At 70.2% G+C, this 21,242-nt stretch carries 13 protein-coding genes; 9 read left to right on the top strand and 4 right to left on the bottom strand.

Going from position 1 to position 21,242, the window contains the following annotated elements; translation table 11 throughout:
• Window positions 1-3: 3 nt before the first annotated feature.
• From glgB to ACQY4O_RS06160, 4 genes are all read right to left on the bottom strand, one after another.
• Entirely contained in the window at window positions 4-2,280 is a 2,277-nt protein-coding gene (glgB, locus tag ACQY4O_RS06175) for a 1,4-alpha-glucan branching protein GlgB (RefSeq protein ID WP_428375332.1), read from the bottom strand.
• The gene (gene treS / locus ACQY4O_RS06170) at window positions 2,273-5,626 is read right to left on the bottom strand and encodes a maltose alpha-D-glucosyltransferase (protein ID WP_428375331.1); all 3,354 of its coding nucleotides are present in this window, start codon (window positions 5,624-5,626) and stop codon (window positions 2,273-2,275) included. Before treS ends, glgB begins: the two co-directional genes overlap by 8 nt.
• Window positions 5,627-5,672: 46 nt before the next feature.
• Window positions 5,673-8,837: an alpha-1,4-glucan--maltose-1-phosphate maltosyltransferase gene (locus tag ACQY4O_RS06165; protein WP_428375330.1), complete on the bottom strand. Its 3,165-nt coding sequence runs from the start codon at window positions 8,835-8,837 to the stop codon at window positions 5,673-5,675.
• A 245-nt stretch (window positions 8,838-9,082) separates the two neighbouring features.
• The gene (locus ACQY4O_RS06160; RefSeq protein WP_428375329.1) at window positions 9,083-9,826 is read right to left on the bottom strand and encodes a response regulator; all 744 of its coding nucleotides are present in this window, start codon (window positions 9,824-9,826) and stop codon (window positions 9,083-9,085) included.
• A gap of 182 nt (window positions 9,827-10,008) precedes the next feature.
• Here ACQY4O_RS06160 and ACQY4O_RS06155 point away from each other — a divergent pair, with 182 nt between their 5' ends.
• The 9 genes from ACQY4O_RS06155 to glpK all read left to right on the top strand — a co-directional run bounded on the left by ACQY4O_RS06155 (window position 10,009) and on the right by glpK (window position 21,236).
• Window positions 10,009-10,470, top strand: a complete 462-nt coding sequence (locus ACQY4O_RS06155) for a sigma-70 family RNA polymerase sigma factor (protein WP_428378119.1) — start codon at window positions 10,009-10,011, stop codon at window positions 10,468-10,470.
• A 227-nt stretch (window positions 10,471-10,697) separates the two neighbouring features.
• On the top strand, window positions 10,698-11,294 hold the full coding sequence (locus ACQY4O_RS06150; RefSeq protein ID WP_428375328.1) for a sigma-70 family RNA polymerase sigma factor: 597 nt from the start codon (window positions 10,698-10,700) through the stop codon (window positions 11,292-11,294).
• 131 nt (window positions 11,295-11,425) lie between these two features.
• On the top strand, window positions 11,426-11,596 hold the full coding sequence (locus ACQY4O_RS06145) for a NepR family anti-sigma factor (protein WP_428375327.1): 171 nt from the start codon (window positions 11,426-11,428) through the stop codon (window positions 11,594-11,596).
• Window positions 11,596-13,437 (top strand): sensor histidine kinase, encoded by a 1,842-nt coding sequence (locus ACQY4O_RS06140; protein WP_428375326.1) that lies wholly within the window; start codon window positions 11,596-11,598, stop codon window positions 13,435-13,437. The genes ACQY4O_RS06145 and ACQY4O_RS06140 overlap by 1 nt, the downstream gene beginning before the upstream one ends.
• A 162-nt stretch (window positions 13,438-13,599) precedes the next feature.
• Window positions 13,600-15,417, top strand: coding sequence for a thiol reductant ABC exporter subunit CydD (gene cydD / locus ACQY4O_RS06135; RefSeq protein ID WP_428375325.1), 1,818 nt, complete (start codon window positions 13,600-13,602; stop codon window positions 15,415-15,417).
• Window positions 15,414-17,069: a thiol reductant ABC exporter subunit CydC gene (gene cydC, locus ACQY4O_RS06130; protein WP_428375324.1), complete on the top strand. Its 1,656-nt coding sequence runs from the start codon at window positions 15,414-15,416 to the stop codon at window positions 17,067-17,069. Before cydD ends, cydC begins: the two co-directional genes overlap by 4 nt.
• Window positions 17,070-17,224: 155 nt before the next feature.
• Complete coding sequence (locus ACQY4O_RS06125) at window positions 17,225-17,620, top strand: OmpA family protein (protein ID WP_428375323.1); 396 nt, start codon at window positions 17,225-17,227, stop codon at window positions 17,618-17,620.
• A gap of 157 nt (window positions 17,621-17,777) precedes the next feature.
• The gene (gene recQ, locus ACQY4O_RS06120; protein WP_428378118.1) at window positions 17,778-19,640 is read left to right on the top strand and encodes a DNA helicase RecQ; all 1,863 of its coding nucleotides are present in this window, start codon (window positions 17,778-17,780) and stop codon (window positions 19,638-19,640) included.
• Between the two features lie 108 nt (window positions 19,641-19,748).
• Complete coding sequence (glpK, locus tag ACQY4O_RS06115; protein ID WP_428375322.1) at window positions 19,749-21,236, top strand: glycerol kinase GlpK; 1,488 nt, start codon at window positions 19,749-19,751, stop codon at window positions 21,234-21,236.
• Window positions 21,237-21,242: the final 6 nt, after the last annotated feature.

Here is a 21,242-nt window from a genome sequence, read left to right as displayed (position 1 = left end):
CCCTTAGGCCGGTGTCAGGATGATCGTCGCGAGTGGCGGCAGAGTGACCTTGAGCCACGCCGGCTGTCCATGCGAGGAGCCCGCATGCGCCTCGACGCCGCCGCCGTTGCCGACGTTGGAGCCGCCGTAGCGCGCGCTGTCCGTGTTCAGGACCTCCTGCCAGTGCCCGGTCTGCGACACGCCGAGCTGGTAGTCGTGGCGCGGCACCGGGGTGAAGTTGCAGATCACCAGCACCGGCGGCTGCCCCCAATGGCCGAAGCGCAGCCAGGCATAGACGCTCTGGTCGGCATCATGCAGCACCACCCAGCGGAACCCGTCATGGTCGCAATCGCGCGCGTGCAAGGCCGGCAGGTTGACGTAGAGCCGGTTGAGGTCACCGACCAGCAGCTGCACGCCGCGAGACATCGGGTTGTCGAGTTGCCCCCAGGACAGGCCGGCATCGTGGTTCCACTCGCCCTCCTGCGCGATCTCGCTGCCCATGAACAGCAGCTTCTTGCCGGGATGCGTCCACATGAACCCGTAATACGCACGCAGGTTGGCGAAGCGCTGCCACCAGTCACCCGGCATCTTGGCGATCATCGAGCCTTTGCCGTACACCACCTCGTCGTGCGAGATCGGCAGCACGAACTTCTCGGAAAAGGCATAGACCAGGCCGAAGGAGATCTCGCCGTGGTGCCAGCGTCGATGCACCGCCTCCTCCTCGATATAGTGCAGGGTGTCGTGCATCCACCCCATGTTCCACTTGTAGTCGAAACCTAGGCCGCCTTCGTCGGCGGGACGGCTCACGTTCGGGAACGAGGTGCTCTCCTCGGCGATCAGGATCGCACCCGGCGCGTCCTGGTGCACCACACGGCTCAGATCCTGCAGGAAGGCGATCGATTCCAGGTTCTCGCGGCCGCCGTACTGGTTCGGCACCCACTCGCCCTGCTTGCGCGAATAGTCGCGATACAGCATCGATGCCACTGCATCGACGCGCAGCCCGTCCACATGGAAATGCCGCAGCCAGAACAGGCCGCTGGCGATCATGAAGCCGCGCACCTCGTTGCGGCCGAGATTGTAGATGTAGGTATTCCAGTCCTGGTGGTAGCCCTCGAACGGGTCGCCATGCTCGTAGAGCGGCGTGCCGTCGAAGCGGGCGAGGCCGTGGCTGTCGGTCGGGAAATGCGCCGGCACCCAGTCGAGCAGCACGCCGAGCTTGGCCGCGTGGCAGCGATCGACGAAGCGGGCGAACTGCTCCGGCGAGCCGAGCCGCGCGGTGGGCGCGAACTGGCTCACCGTCTGGTAGCCCCACGAGCCGCCGAACGGATGCTCCATGATCGGCATGAGCTCGACATGGGTGAAGCCGAGCTCGGTCAGGTACGGGATCAGCCGGTCGCCGAGCGTGTCCCAGCTCGGATAGCCGCCCCCTGGAGCGTCCGGGCCGTGCGGCAGCCAGGACATCGCATGCATCTCGTAGATCGACATCGGCGCGTCCGGCGCCTGCCGGGCCGCGCGTTCGCCCATCCATGTCTCGTCGGTCCAGACGAAATGGGGGTCATCGACGCGCGACGCGGTCTGCGGCGGCACCTCCGTCGCCCAGGCCACCGGATCGGCCCGCCACGGCAGCACGTCGCCGTGCGCCCCGACCAGCTCGTACTTGTAGAGCGCACCGGCGCCGACGCGCGGCACGAAGAGTTCCCAGACGCCGGCCGACTGGCGCAGGCGCATCGGATGGCGACGGCCATCCCAGCGGTTGAACGAGCCCACCACCGAGACCCGCTGCGCATTCGGTGCCCAGACCGCGAACCGGGTGCCGCGTACGCCGTCGACCTCCACCACGTGCGCCCCGAGGATGCTGCCCAGGTCGCGATGCCGGCCCTCGGAGATCAGGTAGATGTCGAGTTCGCCCAGCAGCAGGCCGAAGCTGTACGGGTCCTCGGTCTCGACCGCCGTTTCGCCGCCGGCCCCGTCGGCGACATGCGCGCGCAGCAGGTAGGGCTGCGCCGAGGTCACCGGGCCGGACCACAGGCCGTCCGGATGGATCCGGGTCAGGTCGCCGAGCACCGCCCCGCTGACCCGGTCGACCACCTGCACGCGGTTCGCGTCCGGCAGGAAGGCCCGCACGATGGCATTCCCGGGGGCGCCGCCCGCAGAACCGTGCGGCCCGAGCAGCGAGAACGGGTCGCCGTGCCGGGCCCTGACGAAGCTGTCGATGGCGCCGGGATTGGGCAAATGCGGGGCGGGGGTCGCACCGGATTGCGTGTGAGATGTCGCACCGAGGTGCGCGATGTGCTCAGCCATGATGGTTCGAACCATTCTCCAGCAGCCGGGTTGCGATCCGATCGAAGCCCGCGAGAGGGATCGTGATCCAGAGCGGCCTGTTGTCGGCTTCGTAGCGTATCTCGTAGGCGGCCTTTTCCAGCAGGAACATGTCGAGGATCGCGGCCTCGGCGTCACGCGTCACCCAGCGGTCCGGCGTCGCCTCCAGGACCTCCCGGTAGGCGCCGAGGAAGTCGTTGCCGGCATTGCGTCGGAACCGGTCCAGCAGGCGCGCATAGCGCTCGTTGGTGACCTCGGTGCCGCTTTCGAGGCGCGACGAGGCGGTCGCCCCGGCATAGTCGAACGACCGCAGCATGCCGGCGACATCGCGCAGCGGCGACGAGTGCGCGCGGCGCTGCTCCATCGACTTCGCCGGCTCGCCCTCGAAGTCGATCAGGTAGGCATCGCCGCCGACCACCAGCACCTGTCCGAGGTGGAAGTCGCCATGCACCCGGGTGCGCAGGCTGCCGCCACCGCGGGCGGCGAGGCCGCGCACCAGCGTCTCGATGGCGTCGCGCCGGTCGATCAGGCGATGGGCGAGCGCGGTCGTGTCGGCATCGAGGTCGCCGCGGCCGACGGCACCCCGCAGCGAGGCGATGGCGCCGTCGACCTGCTCCATGGTGCCGCTGGCCCATTCGTGCAGGTCGGCCTCGTTCACCACCTCCGGCCTGAAGGCCGGATCGTCGGTGGGGGCTGCGAACACCTCGTGCAGCTGCGCCAGCCGGCGGCCGAGGGCGGACGCGAAGCTCGCGTAGTTCGCATACGCATCCTCGTGCGCCGGATCGTCGGCCGCCGAGATGCTGTCGTCGGCGGCGCGTGCCAGGAAGTCGAGCGTCCAGCCCCAGCCATCGCCCTGGTTGCGCACGAAACCCTGCACCAGGACCAGGGTGTTGGGCGTGCCGTCATCATCGATGCGGGTGACCTCGCCATAGAGCGGCGGCGTGTTGGCGTAGCCGTGCTCGGTCAGGTAGCGGCTGATCTCGGCCTCCGGATGCACCCCGGCCACGACCTTGCGCACGATCTTGAGCACGAGCAGGTCATCGATGATCTGCGAACTGTTGGACTGTTCGGCCGACAGCCGGCGGATCGACAGCGTCTGCGGCAGCTCGATGTCGGCGAACCGGTCGGTGCGGCTGAAATGCACCGCGCCGCCTTCGATGCGCAGCACCGCATCGTCGCGGATCAAGGCCAGTGTCGAGCGGGTGAAGTCATCGGTGGTGAAGCCGTCGGTGATGAAGCCGACCAGCGCGCCACGGCGGACACGGCTCAGCGCGAGCTGGGCCGCGAGCGGAATGCAGGTCGCCTCGTCGACCACGCCGAGCGGCAGGCAGTAGCGCTCGGTGCGGTCGCCGATCCTGACCTCGATCTCGGTGAGCAGCGAGCGGTTGTCGCGCCCCGGCTGCAGCGCCGCCAGATAGGCGAAGCGCACGCCGGCGAGCCGCTCCGACTTCGAGGAAAACCAGCGCCGCTTGGGCAAGTACTCGGGCAGCACCTCGCGCTCGAGCAGGTGGCGCGCCGCCGGTGCGCCGAGCTCGCTGAGATCGTTTCGGACCACGATGGTCGAGAATTCCGGCAGCGGCGTCGGCGCCGGCGTGTGCCACGACGGCAGCGCCCGCTCTGAGGCCAGCAGGAACCAGTAGAAGCCGTATGGCGGCAGCGTCAGCAGGTAGGTGAGCTGGCCGACCGGCGGGAATGCCGAGCCGCCGACGATGTCGACCGGAACCCGTCCGGCGAATTCCACAAGGTCGAGCTCGACCGCCTGCGCCGCGCGCGAGAGATTGCTCACGCACAGGATGGTCTCGTCGCTGCCATCCTCGCCGGCATACTCGCGCAGGTAGGCGAGCACCTTGCGGTTGCCGGGATACAGGAAGCGCTGGGTGCCGCGTCCGAACGCCTGGTGCGTCTTGCGCACCGTCAGCATGCGGCGGGTCCAGTTCAGCATGGAATGCGGATCGCCGGTCTGCGCCTCCACATTCACCGCCTGGAAGCCGTAGATCGGGTCCATGATCGGCGGCAGCACGAGGCCCGCCGGATCGGCGCGCGAGAAGCCGCCATTGCGATCGACCGACCACTGCATCGGCGTGCGCACGCCGTCGCGGTCGCCGAGATAGATGTTGTCGCCCATGCCGATCTCGTCGCCATAGTAGATCACCGGCGTGCCCGGCATCGACAGCAGCAGCCCGTTCATCAGCTCGATCCGCCGCCGGTCGCGCTGCATCAGCGGCGACAGCCGGCGCCTGATGCCGAGATTGATCCGCGCCCGCTTGTCGCTGGCATAGGTCTCCCAGAGATAGTCCCGCTCCGAGGAGGTCACCATCTCCAGCGTCAGCTCGTCATGGTTGCGCAGGAACACCGCCCACTGGCAGGTCGGAGGGATCTCCGGGGTCTGGCGCATGATGTCGGTGATCGGGAAGCGGTCCTCGCGCGCGATCGCCATGTACATCCGCGGCATCAGCGGGAAATGGAACGACATGTGGCATTCGTCGCCATCGCCGAAATAGACCTGCGCGTCCTCTGGCCACTGGTTGGCTTCCGCCAGCAGCATCCGGCCCGGCGCGTAGCTGTCGATCTCGGTGCGTATCTTCTTGATGATCGCGTGCGTCTCGGGGAGGTTCTCGTTGTTGGTCCCCTCGCGCTCGACCAGGTAGGGCACCGCGTCGAGCCGCAGCCCGTCGACGCCGAGATCGAGCCAGAACCGCATCACCGAGAGCACCTCGTCGAGCACCTTCGGGTTGTCGAAGTTGAGGTCCGGCTGGTGGCTGTAGAAGCGGTGCCAGTAATAGGCGCGGGCCTCCTCGTCCCAGGTCCAGTTCGACTTCTCGGTGTCGATGAAGATGATCCGGGTGCCGTCGTACTTCTCGTCGGTGTCCGACCAGACATAGAAATCGCGCTCGGGCGAGCCGGCCGGCGCGCGCCGCGCGCGCTGGAACCAGGAATGCTGGTCCGAGGTGTGGTTGATGACCAGCTCGGTGATGACACGCAGGCCGCGCTCGTGGGCGGCGGCCACGAAGGTGCGCAGGTCGCTGATCGTGCCGTACTCGGGATGCACGCCGCGATAGTCCGAGATGTCGTAGCCGTCGTCGCGCCGCGGCGAGGGATAGAATGGCAGCATCCAGATCGCGGTGACGCCTAGTTCTGCGATGTAGTCGAGCTTCTGCAGCAGCCCGGCAAAGTCGCCGACTCCGTCGTTGTTGCCGTCAAAGAACGACTTCAGGTGGATCTGGTAGATGATCGCATCCTTGAACCAGAGCGGATCGGCGATCGGCGCCAGCGAGATGGTGTTGGTCTCGGCAGGCTGGACGGGAGGTGGCGCGGTTTCGATGCTCATAGTCGGGAACGGCCTTGCGCGGGGTGCTGCGATGGATCGGGGTGGTTCAGGAAGCGGGTTGCGCGCGCCAGAGCAAGTACGGCTGCTGCGGCGTCAGCGTGATGGTGTGGAACTTGCCGGTGAGCTGGAAACGGTCGCCGCCGATCAGGTCCTCGAGCTGCAGGGTCGCCTGGTCCGGCAGGCCCCACTTCCACAGCGGCAGCTCGACGCTGGCCTGCTGGGTGTTGTGCGGATCGAGGCTGACGAAGCAGAACACGCAGTCGCTGCGGTCGCGCGTCGCCTTTTCGTAGAACAGCACCGCGTCGTTGGCGGCCGGCAAAAAGGCGATCGAAAGATGCGAGCGCAGCGCCGGATTCTCGGCGCGTATCCGGTTCAGCCGGGTGATCTCGCCCACGATGTTGCCGGGGCGCTGCCAGTCCCAGGTCCGGATCTGGTATTTCTCGCTGTCGAGATATTCCTCCCGTCCCGGCAGGGCGGCGCCCTCGCAGAGCTCGAAGCCGCAATAGACGCCCCACAGCCCGGACATGGTGGCGGCCAGCGCGGCGCGGATCAGAAACCCGGTGCGTCCGCTGTGCTGCAGGAAGACCGGGTTGATGTCGGGCGTGTTGACGAAGAAATGCGGCCGGAAATAGTCGCGCGGCGCCTGCTGCGACAGCTGCGTGAGGTATTCGGTCAGCTCCGCCTTGCTGTTGCGCCAGGTAAAGTAGGTATAGGACTGGCCGAAGCCGACCTTCGCCAGCCGGTTCATCACCTTGGGCCGGGTGAAGGCCTCGGCCAGGAACACCGCGTCCGGGTAGCGCGCGCGCACCTCGCCGATCATCCACTGCCAGAACGCGAACGGCTTGGTGTGGGGGTTGTCGACCCGGAACAGCCGGATGCCCTGCTCGCACCAGTACAGCACGACGTTGGCCAGCCCGATCCACAGGTCCGGCACCGCGCCGTCGGCATAGAAATCGACATTGACGATGTCCTGGTACTTCTTCGGCGGGTTCTCGGCGTAGCGGATGCTGCCGTCCGGCCGCCAGGCGAACCAGTCGCGGTGCTCGCGCAGCCAGGGATGGTCGGGCGCACACTGGATGGCGAAGTCGACGGCGAGCTCGAGCCCGTGCGCCTCCGCGGCGTGGCGGAGGTGCAGGAACTCCGCAAGGCTTCCCAGCGCCGGATGGATCGCGTCGTGACCGCCCTCCTCGGAGCCCACGGCGTACGGGCTGCCGACATCGTCGGGTCCGGGCGTCAGCGTGTTGTTCGGGCCCTTGCGGTTGACGCGGCCTATGGGATGGATCGGCGGGAAGTAGAGCACATCGAAGCCCATGTCGCGTATGCGCGGCAGGTGGCGTTCGACATCGCGGAAGGTGCCGTGCCGGTGCGGATCGTCGCTCATCGAGCGCGGGAACACCTCGTACCAGCTGGCGAACCCGGCCCCGGTGCGCTCGGCATCGACCGGGATCGCGGCCGAGGCGACGAGGTGCGGGCGGTCGTCGGCCACCGCCATCAGGTCGGCGAGCCCGGGTGCGAGCAGCAGGTCGCGCTGCGATGCCTCATCGCCGGCCCCGGCTGTCTTGGAGACTTGCGCGGCGGCATCGATCCGACCCAGCGCCTCCACCAGCGCAGCGGCGGCGGCGCCGGGACGCGTCGACGCGGCGCGAACCATCGCGCGGCCTTCGATCAGCTCGAGCGCAATCGGCACGCCGGCGCCCGCCTTGGCGCCCAGCTCGTGTTGGTAGGTGGCGAAATGATCCCGCCATGCCACGACCCGGTAGCGGTGCAGGCCGCGCACCGCCAGCGGGAAGCTCGCGGTCCAGCGGTCGTTGCCCAGCAGGCGCATGCGCGTCTCCTGCCAGTCGGAACCGCCCGGGGCCTGCCATTGCAGGGCGGCGGACAGGATGTCGTGGCCGTCGCCGATCACGTCGGCCTCGACCTCGACCAGTTCGCCGGCGATCCGCTTGACCGGGAACAGGCCGCCATCGACCGCCGGCGTCACCGCCTCGATCGCCAGCCTGGCCGATGCGGCCGCGGCGACGGCGGCGGCGGCGTCCAGCGCCGGGTGCGGCGGTGCTGCGAGTGCGGCGGCCTCGAACACCCGGCTCTCGCCGGCGCCGAGGGTCACCCGCCGGCCCGGCAGCAGGGTGCTGCCATCCTCGGCGGCAAACGGCGCGAAGGCGCCCCCGACACCCGGCAGGAAGGCGGCCGGGTCGATGCCGGCCGGCCGGTCGATGGCGGCATTGACCAGCAGGATGACGGCCTTGTCGCTCCAGCGCGCATCCCCGGCCCGGCGCGCATCCCCGGAATCGGCGCGCAGCATCGCCTGCACCGGCTCCCCCGGCGAGGTGAGACGCCGGCCGGGTGCACCGGCCGCGATCCGACCGGCCACACCGGCCGCGGTGCGGGCTTCGGCACCGGGCTCCGCGATCCAGCCGAGGCCGCTGCCGAGACAGTAGCCCAGGGCGCGTTCGAGCGCCGGGCCGGGCGGCACCTGGTCCGGTGGGAGCGGCGCCACCGCCGGTGCGACCGGGCGCAGCAGCGCAAGCTCGTCGCCGAACCAGCGATCCTGCCAGTTCCACCAGGCGAGCGAGCAGGTGACGGCATCCAGACCGCAGCCCTGGAGCGTCGCGATCTCCTCCCAGGCGACATCGGCGGTGTCCGCGATCACGATCGCGGCGGCGGCGGCGCTGCGCAGGGCGGCAAGCAACGGCGCCAGCGTGCCGCGCGGCAGGTTCGCGAGCCCGCGCAGCCTGACGCCGCTGGCACCCGCCTCGGCCCAGCTGGCGATGGCCTCGCCCCACCAGGTGCCCAGGCGCCGCGCGCCGGCTTCGTCATGCAGGACCGGGCGTGCGAGATGCGGCGTGTGCAGGATGCGCGGATCGAGCACCTGGCCGCGATCCGGCGGCTCGAATAGGTCGGGTCGGTCGCGCGCCGCATCGCCATCGACGGCAACACAGTCGAGTGCCAGGTCGATGAGCAGCGGCAGCGGCGGTGCGACCCGTCCGCCGGTCAGCGCGACTGCAGCCGCGGCGATGGCCTGCCATGCCGCCTTCGGGCTGCTGAGCACACCCGCGTCGCCGCCGACCTGCAGCAGGTCGGGCAACAGGAGGTGCGTGGCCCCCGCATAACTGGCCGCATCGCGAGGCGGCGGGGACCCTGGCAGCAGCGCAATGCGCGGCGGCGATCGCAGGATCGGCTCGCGTGAGCTGGTCTTCTCGAACGAGTCCATGGCGCGTCCCGATTATTGACGCCCGGCCGGGGTGAGGTGCCGCAAGGCCGGGATCGTGTTGTCGTCGTGTCCCGCCTCGAGCAGGCGGACCACCCGGATCGCCGGCCCGACCGAGGCACGGGTCGGCGGGGGGCACGGGTTGGCTGGTGGCGAACGTCCCGTGGCGGAAGCCGGTTCCCTCGTTACGGGGCCGTCATTCGCAGCCAGCCGGTGGCGTTGGCGACGGCGGCTGGCAGCCGTGCCGTCTATTTCAGGCTGATGCCGCCGGTGACGGCCTGGTAGGTCGCAATCGCCAGCGTCAGCGGCTCGAACGGCTTGGTGATGACGAACGCCGGCTCGACCGTCTCGCCGGTCAGCAGCCGCTCCGGGTAGGCGGTCACGAAGATCACCGGCGCGTAGTGGTGCTTGAGGATGCGGCTGACCGCGGAGGTGCCGTCGCCGCCGAGGCCGAGATTGATATCGGCCAGGATCAGCCCCGGCCGGGTCTTCTGCGCGATCTTGACGGCATCCGCCTCGGTGGCGGCGACGCCGACCACCCGGTGGCCGCAGCCGAGCACGAGCTCCTCGATATCCATGGCGATGATCGGCTCATCCTCGATGATGAGGACGTCCGTCGCGGCCGAGGCGCGCAGGCGGTCGCGGGCATCGGCGAGCTGGACCCCGGCATCGGCGACATCCAGCCCCACGATCGGCGCCGCATCCTCGAGCGGCACCTCCTCGAGCGAGGTCAGCAGCAGCAACTGCCGCTGGCGCGCGGTCAGGCCTTCCTCGACCGCGCCGGGATCGACCAGTCCGAGCTCGAAACGCCGGGTCACCCAGTTATACAGGCCATGCCGCGCGGTGCGGTCGTCGGTGGGTGCGGACAGCAACTCGCGCAGGCTCTCGGCGACGAGCAGATCGCCGCGCGGTTGGCTTCCGGTCAGGGCACGCGCATAACGTCGGGCATAGGGAAGAGCGCGGATCAAGTCGTCGCGCCGCGTGGTGGCCATCAGGCGTCTCTTTCTGGGCAGGGTATGGTGTGGGATTGCAGCGTAGCACGCGAGCGGACGATGTCGGATCGAGCGACACCGCGCCAGGGAACGCAAAGACCGGGAACGCAGCGGCCGGAAACACCAGGACCAAGCATGCCGAGGCCGGGGATGCCATCCGGGGCCGGGCATTCCAGCGCGACATCTCGGCGCTGCTGCCGGACCTGCGCGGTTTCGCGCGGTTCCTGACGCGCGATGCCAGTGCCGCCGACGATCTGGTGCAGGACACTCTGGTCCGGGCCCTGGCGGCGCAGGCGCAGTTCCAGCCCGACACCAATCTCAAGGCCTGGCTGTTCACCATCCAGCGCAACGCGTTCTACGAACTGGCACGACGGCGGCAGCGCGAGAGCCGGGTGATGAGCGCCCGGATGCCGCCGCCGGACAGCGTCGCGCCGGCGGCCTCGCATCGCGCCGAAGTCGCCGACCTGCAGCGCATGCTGTTCATGCTGCCGCCGCTGCTGCGCGAAGCTCTGGTGCTCGTCGGGGCACAGGAGCTCAGTCACGAGGAGGCGGCCGCGATCTGCGGCGTCCCCGTCGGCACGATGAAGGCGCGCGTCTCGCGTGCGCGTAGCCAGCTCGCGCGGGCGGCCTCCGGGGAGGGTTGAACTCTGTCGCCGATGGGCGGGGTCGGCACTGGGGTCCTCTCCGGTGGCGAGGTGGGGCGTTCGTGTGGCGCTCTTGCCGCAGTGAACCTAGCGCGGTGACAGCGGAACGCAAAACCGCGCCCCGGACGATCCCCGGCAGGCTCCGTTTTTCGTGAATAAAACCGTGCGCGGCGCGTGCAACCGCCGCGAAATGCCGGTCATTGATGGGCCAGAACCGGAGACAAAGCATGCCCAACTGCTTCCACGATCAGGTCATCACCATCCTCCCCAAGCTGCGGATCCAGGCCCTCGCCCTGACGCGCAACCGCGCCGCCGCCGAGGACCTGGTCCAGGACGCCGTCTGCAACGCGCTCTCCGCCCAGGCGAGCTTCATTCCGGGCACCAACTTCGCCGCCTGGATGCACCGCATCCTGCGCAACCGCTTCATCTCCAACCTGCGCAAGCGCCGTGACACCACCGACATCGACGACGTGCCGTCATCGGTGTTCGCCACGGAGGCGCCGCACGAGGACCGTCTGGCCCTGAAGGACCTGGGCAAGGCGATCGGCCGCTTGCCCGCCGACCAGCGCGAGGCGCTGATCATGGTCGTGGTGCAGGGCATGAGCTACGAGGCGCTGGCGGAGTCCACGGGCTGCGCGGTCGGCACCGCCAAGAGCCGCGTGTTCCGCGCCCGCCGGCAGCTCGAGAGCTGGCTGATGGGCGAGACGCCCGCCAAGAGCGAGGGCCGGGCGGTGGCGGCCAGGGCGGCGCAGATTGCGCGCGAGGTCGATGCCCGTCTGAGGCAATCCGGCCGCCTCGGCGGGCTCGACGCCGCCCGTACCTGACCTGGGATGCCGAGCGGTGCAGTTCGGCCACATCCTGTGGCGGACGCACCGATCCGGGTGGAACCACGCAAGGATTGTGACGCTAGAAACTGGTTCGGCGATGCGCTGAGAGCCAGGATTGATCCATCTCGATGACCAAGGGCAAGGATGGTGAGCACAGGCCGGTCCGGCGCGGGAAACCGAAACCACCATCAGCCTTCGACCAGTGGCTCACTCGGGGGCTGCATGAATTATTCGACGACGTGGCGAGGGAGCCGATCCCGGAGGACCTGCTGAGGCTCATCGAGGACGACCAGGGCTGATGGTTATTGCCTCCGGGGAGAGTGTCGGACCGCGCCGGCGCGGCTCCGCTTTGGCCGCTGGTGCAGTTCCGGCGACGCGACGGCTCCTCGGCAACCTGCTCGGCACCGTCAGTACCCGGATGATCGCCGTCATCCTGCTGTCGTCGGTGCCGCTTGCGCTGCTCAGCGGCCTGGTGTCGTGGCACAGCTACCAGAGCGTCTCCGGCTACAGCAACGCGCGGGCCGAGGCGATGCAGCGGCTGTTCCGGGACCGTGCGCGCCAGGACCTCGAGCAAGGCAACCGGTTTCTCGCCGGCGTCTCGCGCCTCGGCGAACTGAACGATCCGTCGCAGTGTGGCGCCGCCCTCAGGGTTGCCCTGGCGACGCAGGATGGCCGCTATTCGGCGCTGGTGCTGTTCGATGCCGCCGGCCACCGGATGTGCGCAGCGGGCGCGGTCGCCGGGCCGGCGCCGCAGGCGAACACGATGGCGGCACGCCGGACGGGATATGACCTTGCCGGCGACGCCCCGGGTGGCGGGCGCGACATCACGATGCAGATCTCGCATCCCGGCGGCCAGGCGGGTCCGCTGACGCTGATCGCCGAGACGCATGTCGGCTGGTCGCGCGACGAGATCTTCGGCGGCGCTCACCAGATGGGGTTCCTCGAACGCGATTGGCCGGTGCGCGCCTGGTTGTTCGGCGGCGGCCTCGGGGTGGCACAGGTCGCGGTCCCCCTGTGCATCGATTGCGGCTGGACCGCGCCGCCCGACCTGGTCGCGATGCGGGTCCGGGCCGAGGCCGGCCACGGCGACGCCGTCGGATGGCATGGCACCTCGCTCGCGATCACCAGGCTGGCGACCAACCTCGACGTGCTCACCATCACCCAGCCGACCCGCGAGGAAGCGCAGGCGCTCAGCACCTTCATCATGCGGGTCATCGGCATCGTCCTGGTGCTGGGCGTAGGCCTGATCGCGGTCGCGGTCGGCGCCAACCGGCTGGTCGTGACGCCGCTGCAGGAGTTGACCGGCGCGGTGCTGCACTGGCGACGCGCGGGTGACTACCAGGCCCGCGAGATCCGCTACATGCCGATGGAACTGCACGAATTGTCGCATGCCTTCACCCAGGCGACACGCAGCCTGGCGCGTCACGAGGACGACCTGCGGGAGGCGGAGACCAAGCAGGCGCTGCTGATCAAGGAGATCCACCACCGGGTGAAGAACAACCTGCAGATCATCGCGTCGCTGCTCAACCTGCAGGCCAACCGCATCCGCCAGCCGGAGGCCCGCGCCGAATTCGCTTCGGCCCGCGACCGGGTCCGGGCGCTGGCGACGCTGCACCGCTACCTGTATTCCGAAGGCGAGTTGCAGACCCTCAACATGCGCTCCTTCCTCCACGAGCTGTGCGGGCAGCTGTTCCAGGCGATCGGCGAGCGCGAGGGACGGCGGATCCGGCTCGAGATCGAGGCGCCGGAGCTCGCGATGTCGACCGACCAGGCGGTGCCGTTGTCCCTGGTCGTGACCGAGGCGGTCAGCAATGCGGTGAAGTACGCCTTTCCCGACGGCCGCAGCGGCCATGTGCGGGTCAGCCTGGCGCCGATCACCAATGGGCGGGCCCGGCTTGCCATCGAGGATGACGGCGTCGGCATCCCGGCCGGCCGGGTGGAGACCGAGACCGGGATACGCGACGGCCTTGGCATCCAGCTGATCCGCGGCTTCGCGCGCCAGCTCGGGGCGCAGCTCGACGTCCAGGAAGGCTGGACGCGGGAAGGCGGCGGCACGCGCTACGTGCTGGTCTTTTCGCTCAATCCGGAGGCGTCCGAGGCGGAGCAACTCGGCGAGGACGTCGATGCCGGAGCCAGGTAGCGGGCGTTGCTTTTTCAGCACCCTGCCGGTCGGGCTGCGGTGCGGCCTTTCCGGAACCTGAATTGACCGTCATGAAAGCCGTGGATCGGGCAACAACCCGTGCGGGGCCTGTTCGGGATGCGACAGTCTGGCTAGATCTGCTGCGGCTGGACCTTGGGTGACATGCAAACAAAGCGATCGGCGACACGGGGCTGGATGCGGGCGCAGTCCCGGCTTGGGCGCCGGCAGGCGCTGCCGGTCATCGGACTTGGCATGGCGGGCTGCGCCTGCGCCGTGCTGCAGATGTGGTGCGTGGCCCTGATCCTCGCCGCGGCGCTCGGCGCGCAACCGGGCGGCGGCAGGCCGGACGTGCTGCTGGCCTTGGCGGGTTTCGCCGTCGCGGCGATCTTGCGTGCCGGAACCCAGGCCGCGGGCGAGATCGTTTCGGCCAACGCGGGCATGACGGCGCGCCGGCGACTGCGCGCGGCGGCGCTCGCCGCGATCCTGCGGGCGGGACCGGCGCTGCTGCGGGATCGGCACAGCAGCGCCCTGGCCGCGCTGCTGGTGGACCGCATCGAGGCCGTCGACGGCTTCTTCGCCCGCTGGCTGCCGGCGGCGAGCCTGGCGATGGCCGCCCCGGCGCTGGTTCTGCTGGCGGCATGGCTGGTGCAGCCGTTCGCGGCCCTGGTGCTGCTCTGCTGCGGGCTCGCGGTGCCGGTGATGCAGGCGGTGTTCGGCATCGGCGCCGCGGCCGCGTCGCGCCGGCAGTTCCAGGCGCTGGCGCGGCTGCAGGCCTATTTCGTCGACCGGGTGCGGGGGATCGCGACCCTGGTACTGGCCGGCCGCGCCGACGACGAGGCCGGACGGCTTGCCGTGGCGGCAGCGGATTTGCGCCGGCGCACCATGCGGGTGCTGCGGGTGGCCTTCCTGTCGTCGGCGGGCCTGGATTGCGCGCTCGCGGTGGCACTCGTCGTGATCGCCCTGCATGACGGCGGCCGCCTGCTGTCCGGCGCGCAGGCAACCGGCCTGCCGGCACCGGCGGATCCGGTGTCGGGAGCGCTGCCGGGGGCGCTGCCGGGCGCACTGTCGGTGGCGCAGGCGCTGTTCGTGCTGCTGCTGGTGCCGGAGTTCTTTGCGCCGCTGCGCGCCTTCGCGCTCGCCTACCAGGATCGGCTGCAGGTCGGCGCCTGTGCCGAGGCGCTGGCCGCGCTGCCGGACGCGTCCGGCGCATCGGCCGTCGCACCGGGCGTCTCTCCGGACCGTGCGGCTTGCGGCGGTGTCGCGGTGACGTTCGAGCATGTCGGCTACGCCTGGACCGAGGCACGCGGCCCGGTCCTGGACGGGCTCGGCTTTTCCATCGCCCCTGGCGAGACGGTGCTGCTGTCCGGGCCCTCGGGTGCCGGAAAATCAACGGTGATCGAGATCCTGCTCGGCTTCGTGCAGCCGCAGTCCGGCCGGGTATTGCTTGATGGGATCGACCTTCGGTCGCGGGCGCCGGACGCCCGCAGCCGCCTGATCGGCTGGATCGGCCAGAACCCGATGCTGTTCGCCGGCACCCTGCGCAAGAACATCCTGTTCGGGCGGCCGGATGCGTCTCCCGCGGCGCTGCAGGCGGCCCTGGCGACGGCGGCCCTGGATGAGCTGGTGGCGTCCCTGCCGGAGGGCCTGGACACCCGGATCGGCGAGGGCGGCTACGGCCTGTCCGGCGGCCAGGCGCAGCGGGTCGCCATCGCCCGCGCCGCCCTGCACGACGCGCCGCTGCTGCTGCTCGACGAGCCGACCGCCCAGCTCGATCCCGACACCGAGCGGTCCATCCTGGCCAGCCTGCGCGCGCTGGCCCGCAACCGCACGGTGCTGCTGGCTACCCATGCTGAGGCGGCGCAGCTCATCGCCGGGCGGCGCATCGAGCTGCCCATGCCCGCTCGCGCCCGCCTTGCCGTCGAAGACGACGCACAGCCTGATGCCGGTGCGCCGGTCCTGGCTGCCCGGGGTGCGGCATGAAGCCATTGCTGCTGCCGCTGTTGGCGATCCTGCGGCTCTGGCGCGGCCAGTCCGCGGCCCTGCTGGCCGGGCTCTGCGTCTCGATCGTGGCGCTGGCGAGCGGTCTTGCCTTGCTGAGCGCCTCGGGGCTGCGGCTGGCCGGGTCGGCGGTCGGATTGCTGCTGGCGTCCGGCCTGCTGCTGCGCGCCCTCGGCGCGGGGCGTGTGCTGCTGCGCTACGCGGAGCGACTGGCGACGCACGCGGCGACCTTCCGAGCGCTCGCCGACCTCAGGGTCTGGTTCTTCCGGCGGCTCGCCGGCAGCGCCGCCGGCGGTCTCGGATACCGCCGCACCGGCGACGTGCTGGGCCGCCTGGTCGGGGACGTGGAGGCGCTCGACGGCCTCTACCTGCGGCTGCTGGTGCCGCTCTGCGGCGTGCTGCTGGCGCTGCCGGTGCTGGCGATCGTCATCGGCAGCCGGAGTGTTCCGCTGGCGCTGCCGGTCTGCCTGCTTTTCCTCGGCGCGTCGCTGCTGCTGCCCTGGGTGGCTGCGCGGCGTTCGGTGCAGGCGGGGGTGCCGCTGGCCGAGGCGCAATCCGGCCTGCGCGTAGCGGTGCTGGACGTGGCGTCCGGCCTGCGCGAGATCAGCGCCTTCGGCGCCGGCGAGGACATGGCGGCGGTGGTCCGGCAGCGCGAGGGCCGGTTGCTGGCGGCGCAGGGGCTTCTCGCACGCAGCGGGGCCACGGCCGGCGCGATCTCTTTCCTGTGCGGACAGGCGGCGGTCCTGCTGGTCCTGGCCGCGGCGATCGGGCTGGGGCTGCCGCGCATCGGCGGTCTCGCTGCTGTCCTGTCGCTGTTCCTGGTGCTGGCCTGCTTCGAGGCGGCCTCCGGCCTGGTGCGCGCCGGCGTGCTGGCCGGGCACATGGCGGAGAGTGCGCGACGGGTGCTCGGGACCGGCTCCAGTTCGCTCGGTGCGCCGACGCGCCCCGGCACGGTCACGCCGCCCGCGGATGCGACGCTGCGCCTCGACGGCGTCGGCTATCGCTGGGCAGTGGAGCGGCCGCCGGTGTTCGACGGCCTCGGTCTGAACATTCCGCACGGCGCGCGCATCGCGTTCCTGGGGCCGTCGGGCGTGGGCAAATCCACCCTGGCCAGCCTGCTGCTGCGGGTCATCGCGCCGCAGGCCGGCCACATCACCTATGGCGGTGTCGACATCGCCTTGATCGATCCTGGACTGCTGCGGCGGCAGATCGCCTGGCTCAGCCAGAATACCCATCTGTTCGACGACACGATCAGGGCCAACCTGCTGCTGGCGCGTCCCGAGGCCGACGACGCGGCCCTGTGGGCGGTGCTGGAACAGGCCCGCATCGCCGATTTCGTGCGCAGCCTGCCGAACCGGCTGGACGAGTGGCTCGGCGAGAACGGCACCAACCTGTCGGGCGGCCAGGGGCGCCGGCTGGCGCTGGCGCGCACGCTGCTGTCGCCGGCGTCGGTACTGATCCTGGACGAACCGTGCGCCGGGCTCGACTCCGAGACCGAGCAGGCCTTCCTGTCCACCCTCAACACCGTGGCGGCCGGCCGCACCGTCATCCTGATCGCGCACCGGCTGACCGGGGTCGAGCGACTCGACCGGGTCTGGCGGCTGCAGCAGGGCCGCGCGGTGATTGCCGCCTGAGGTGAGTCTGGTGCAACGCGGTGGAACCGGGGTCGCGCCACCCAGGTCGCTCGGGAGAGCAGCTCTGCCCGACAATTGGCATCGCGAAGCGATACCAATTGATCGGATGCTGCTCTATGGGATCGGTGTCTTCGTTCTGTGGAAGAGATCATCCGATGCGTCGCACGCCTATCCTCGCCGCCGCCTGTCTGCTCCCCGCCTTCCTGGCTGGCTGCTCCTTCTTCGAGGGCGGCGCGCTGGGGCGTAAGTTCGTCGTGTTCTTCGCCGTGCGCTCGGCGACCCTGGATACGTCCGCCCGCGAGGTGGTGAGCCACGCCGCGGACCTGGCCGCGAACCATCCCGAGCTCAACATCCAGGTCGAGGGCTACGCCCAGGCGAACGGCAACCTGACCGCGGACGCGATGCTGTCGGACCGGCGGGCAGAAAGGGTCGCGGCGGCGCTGCGCGCGGACGGGATCGCCGCCAACCGGATCCAGATCAACCCGCGCTCGCCGTCCAACGAGGATCCCGGCATCGGCGCGCGCCGGGTCGAAATTGATTTTGGTAACTGAAGTAAGTTTAGGCGAGGGGCCTTGCCCCCTTGATCCGCTTCGCGGCTCAAGCCCATCAAAGGCGAGCCTTTGAAATCATTTAATGCAGGAATCGGGGTCTGGGGCGTGCCGCCCCAGCGGGTCAAGGGCAGAGCCCTTGTCTGAGGAACTGACAGACCTGAAAACCGAGGCGCCGAACTTCCGGCGTGATGGTGGCCGGGCGCTCGAGGTGCTGGCGCGGGTGTTCGGGTTTGCGGCCTTCCGGGGCCTGCAGGATGCCGCGATTTCGCAGGTGATGCGGGGCGGCGACGCGCTGGTGCTGATGCCGACCGGCGGCGGCAAGAGCCTGTGCTACCAGATCCCGGCGCTGTGCCGCCCAGGCATGGGGCTGGTGGTCTCGCCACTGATCGCGCTGATGGACGACCAGGTGGCGGCGCTGCGCCAGCTCGGGGTCAATGCGGCAGCGCTGCACTCGGAGCTGAGCCCCGAGGACGCACCCAGGGTGCGGGCGGATTTCGCGGGCGGCCGTCTCGACCTGCTGTACGTGTCGCCGGAGCGGCTGTTGTCGCCGGGCATGCTGGAACGGCTCGGCCGCCAGCAGATCTCGGTCATCGCGATCGACGAGGCGCATTGCGTATCGCAGTGGGGGCACGAGTTCCGGCCCGAATACCGAGCCCTGGCCGCACTCCCGGAGGCGCTTCCCGGTGTGCCACGCATCGCACTCACCGCGACCGCCGATCCGCGCACCCGCGCCGACATCCTGCATGCGCTGGCGATGCCGGGGGCGGAGGTGCTGGCGGCGAGCTTCCATCGCGCCAACCTCAACATCGCGGCCAAACCGAAGGCCGCCGAGCTGCGCCAGCTCACCGACATGCTGGCCCGGCACAAGGCGAGCGGCGGGGCCTCGATCGTCTATTGCGGCAGCCGCAACAAGACCGAGCGCATCGCGCGCAGCCTGCGCGAGCGCGACTGGCCGGCGATCGTGTTTCATGCCGGCATCTCGCCGCTGGAGAAGCGCGCGGCACTGGCGCGGTTCCGCTCCGGCGAGCCGGTGGTGGTGGTGGCGACGATCGCCTTCGGCATGGGCATCGACCGGCCCGACGTGCGCATCGTGGTGCATCTCGACATGCCGGACAGTCCGGAAGGCTACTACCAGCAGATCGGGCGCGCCGGGCGAGACGGCGAGCCGGCGCATACGCTGCTGCTGTACGGTGGCGAGGATATCGCGCGGGCGCGGCACTGGCTCGACGTGTCGACGGCGCCGCCGGCGCAGAAGAAGGTGATGGGCCAGCGGCTCGAATCGATGATCGGGCTGACCGACACCACCGGCTGCCGCACACGTGCCCTGCTGGCCTGCTTCGGCGAGACGCTCGGCCGTGATTGCGGGCACTGCGACAATTGCCGCACCCCGATCGCCACCTTCGACGGCACGCTGGCGGCGCAGAAGGCGCTGTCGGCGATCTACCGCACCGGCCAGCGCTTCGGCGCGCTGCACATCATTTCGGTGCTGCGCGGCAAGCAGACCGACATGGTGACCCGGCACCGGCACGACACGCTGCCGCTGTACGGCATCGGCCGGGAGCAGCCGGAAGGCTTCTGGCGCAGCGTCATCCGCCAGCTGGTCTCGCGCGGCGCGCTGCAGACGGGCGACGGGGAATACGCCACGCTGGCGCTGAACGAGGAGGTCGCGCGGCCGATCCTGCGCGGCGAGCAGAAGCTGATGCTGCGCGAGGACGCAGTTGAGCCGATTCCGGCCGGCGCGGGCAAGGCCCCACGCGAGCGGGGCGATGCGGGGCGGGAGGTGGCGGCCGCCGACCTGGAGCCGGCGGCGCTGCTGCGCTTCGAGGTGTTGCGCGACTGGCGCAAGCAGGAGGCGCGCACGCAGTCGGTACCCCCCTACGTCATCTTCCACGACAGCGTGCTGCGCGACGTCGCCCGCCAGCATCCCGGCGATCTCGCGGCACTCGGCCAGGTCAAAGGCGTCGGCGCCTCGAAGCTCGACCGCTACGGGGCGCAGGTGCTGGCCAGCCTGGCCGGGTGAGGCAGCTGCTCCCCGCTTGACCCGGCCTCTTGACCCGATCCGGCGCAGGCCGTCGAAATCCGCATCAAGCGGCGGGTCAACACCAAGCCGGCGGGGAATGCACAGGTCATGGCAAGCAGCAAGAAGATCCTGGCGATCGACCAGGGAACGACGTCGACGCGGGCCATCGTCTTCGATGCCGCAACGCAGGCGCTCGCCACCGAACGACGGGAATTCCGGCAGTTCTATCCCGAGCATGGCTGGGTCGAGCATGATGCGGAGGAGATCTGGCGACACGTGCTGGAGGTGTCGCGCGCGGTGATCGAGCGGGTGGGGGGTGCGGACGGCATCGCCGCCATCGGCATCACCAACCAGCGCGAGACCATCGTGGTGTGGGACCGGGCGACCGGGGAGCCGATCCACCATGCCATCGTCTGGCAGGACCGTCGCACCGCGGCCCGGTGCGCGGAACTCAGGCAGCAGGGTGCGGAGGAGCTGGTGCGGGCCCGCACCGGGCTGCTGCTGGACCCGTACTTCTCGGCCACCAAGCTTGCCTGGCTGCTCGACGAGGTGGACGGCGCCCGCGACCGGGCGGAGCGCGGCGAGCTCGCGTTCGGCACCATCGACAGCTTCCTGCTGTGGCGGCTGACCGGTGGCCGGGTGCATGCGACCGACATCACCAATGCCTGTCGCACCATGCTGTTCGACATCCACCGGCAATGCTGGGACGACGATCTGCTGCGGCTGTTCGGCGTGCCGGCGTCGCTGCTCGGCGCGGTGCACGACAACAGCTTCCTCTTCGGCGAGACCGAGCCGACGCTGTTCGGCCGCGCCATCCCGATCGGCGGGATGGCGGGCGACCAGCAGGCGGCGGTGGTCGGGCAGGCCTGCTTTGCCGCGGGCATGGCGAAGTCGACCTACGGCACCGGCTGCTTCATGCTGCTCAATACCGGCGAGGCGGCGGTCGCCAGCGAGAGCCGCATGCTGACCACGATCGCCTACCGGATCGGTGGCCGCACCACGTACGCGCTGGAGGGCGCGATCTTCGTGGCGGGTGCCGCGATCAAGTGGCTGCGCGACGGCATCGGCCTGATCACGCATGCCTCGCAGACCGACGACATGGCGACGCGGGTGCCGGACAATCACGGGGTCTACATGGTGCCCGGCTTCGTCGGGCTGGGCGCGCCGCACTGGGATCCGCATGCGCGCGGCCTGATCTGTGGCCTGACGCTGGATGCGACGGCGGCGCATATTGCGCGCGCGGCGCTGGAATCGGTGGCGTTGCAGACGCTGGACCTGGCCGAGGCGATGCAGCGCGACGGCGGCGGCCAGGCCCAGGCCTTGCGGGTCGATGGCGGCATGGCGGCGAATGACTGGTTCTGCCAGTTCCTGGCGGACATGCTGCAGGTGCCGGTGGAGCGGCCGCGCCATCTGGAGACGACGGCGCTCGGCGCCGCGTTCCTGGCCGGGCTTGCGGTCGGGGTCTGGCGGGATCTCGACGAGGTTGCGGCCACCTGGAGCCGGGCCAGCCTGTTCGAGCCGTCGATGCAGGTGGCACAGCGCGATCGGGTGGTCGCGGGCTGGCAGGACGCGGTACGGCGCGCCCTGCTGCGATAGGAGCGG

Origin of the sequence: Lichenicoccus sp. (genome assembly GCF_965277665.1) — a bacterium.
Lineage (GTDB): Bacteria > Pseudomonadota > Alphaproteobacteria > Acetobacterales > Acetobacteraceae > Lichenicoccus.
This window is presented reverse-complemented; position numbering and strand designations above follow the sequence as displayed.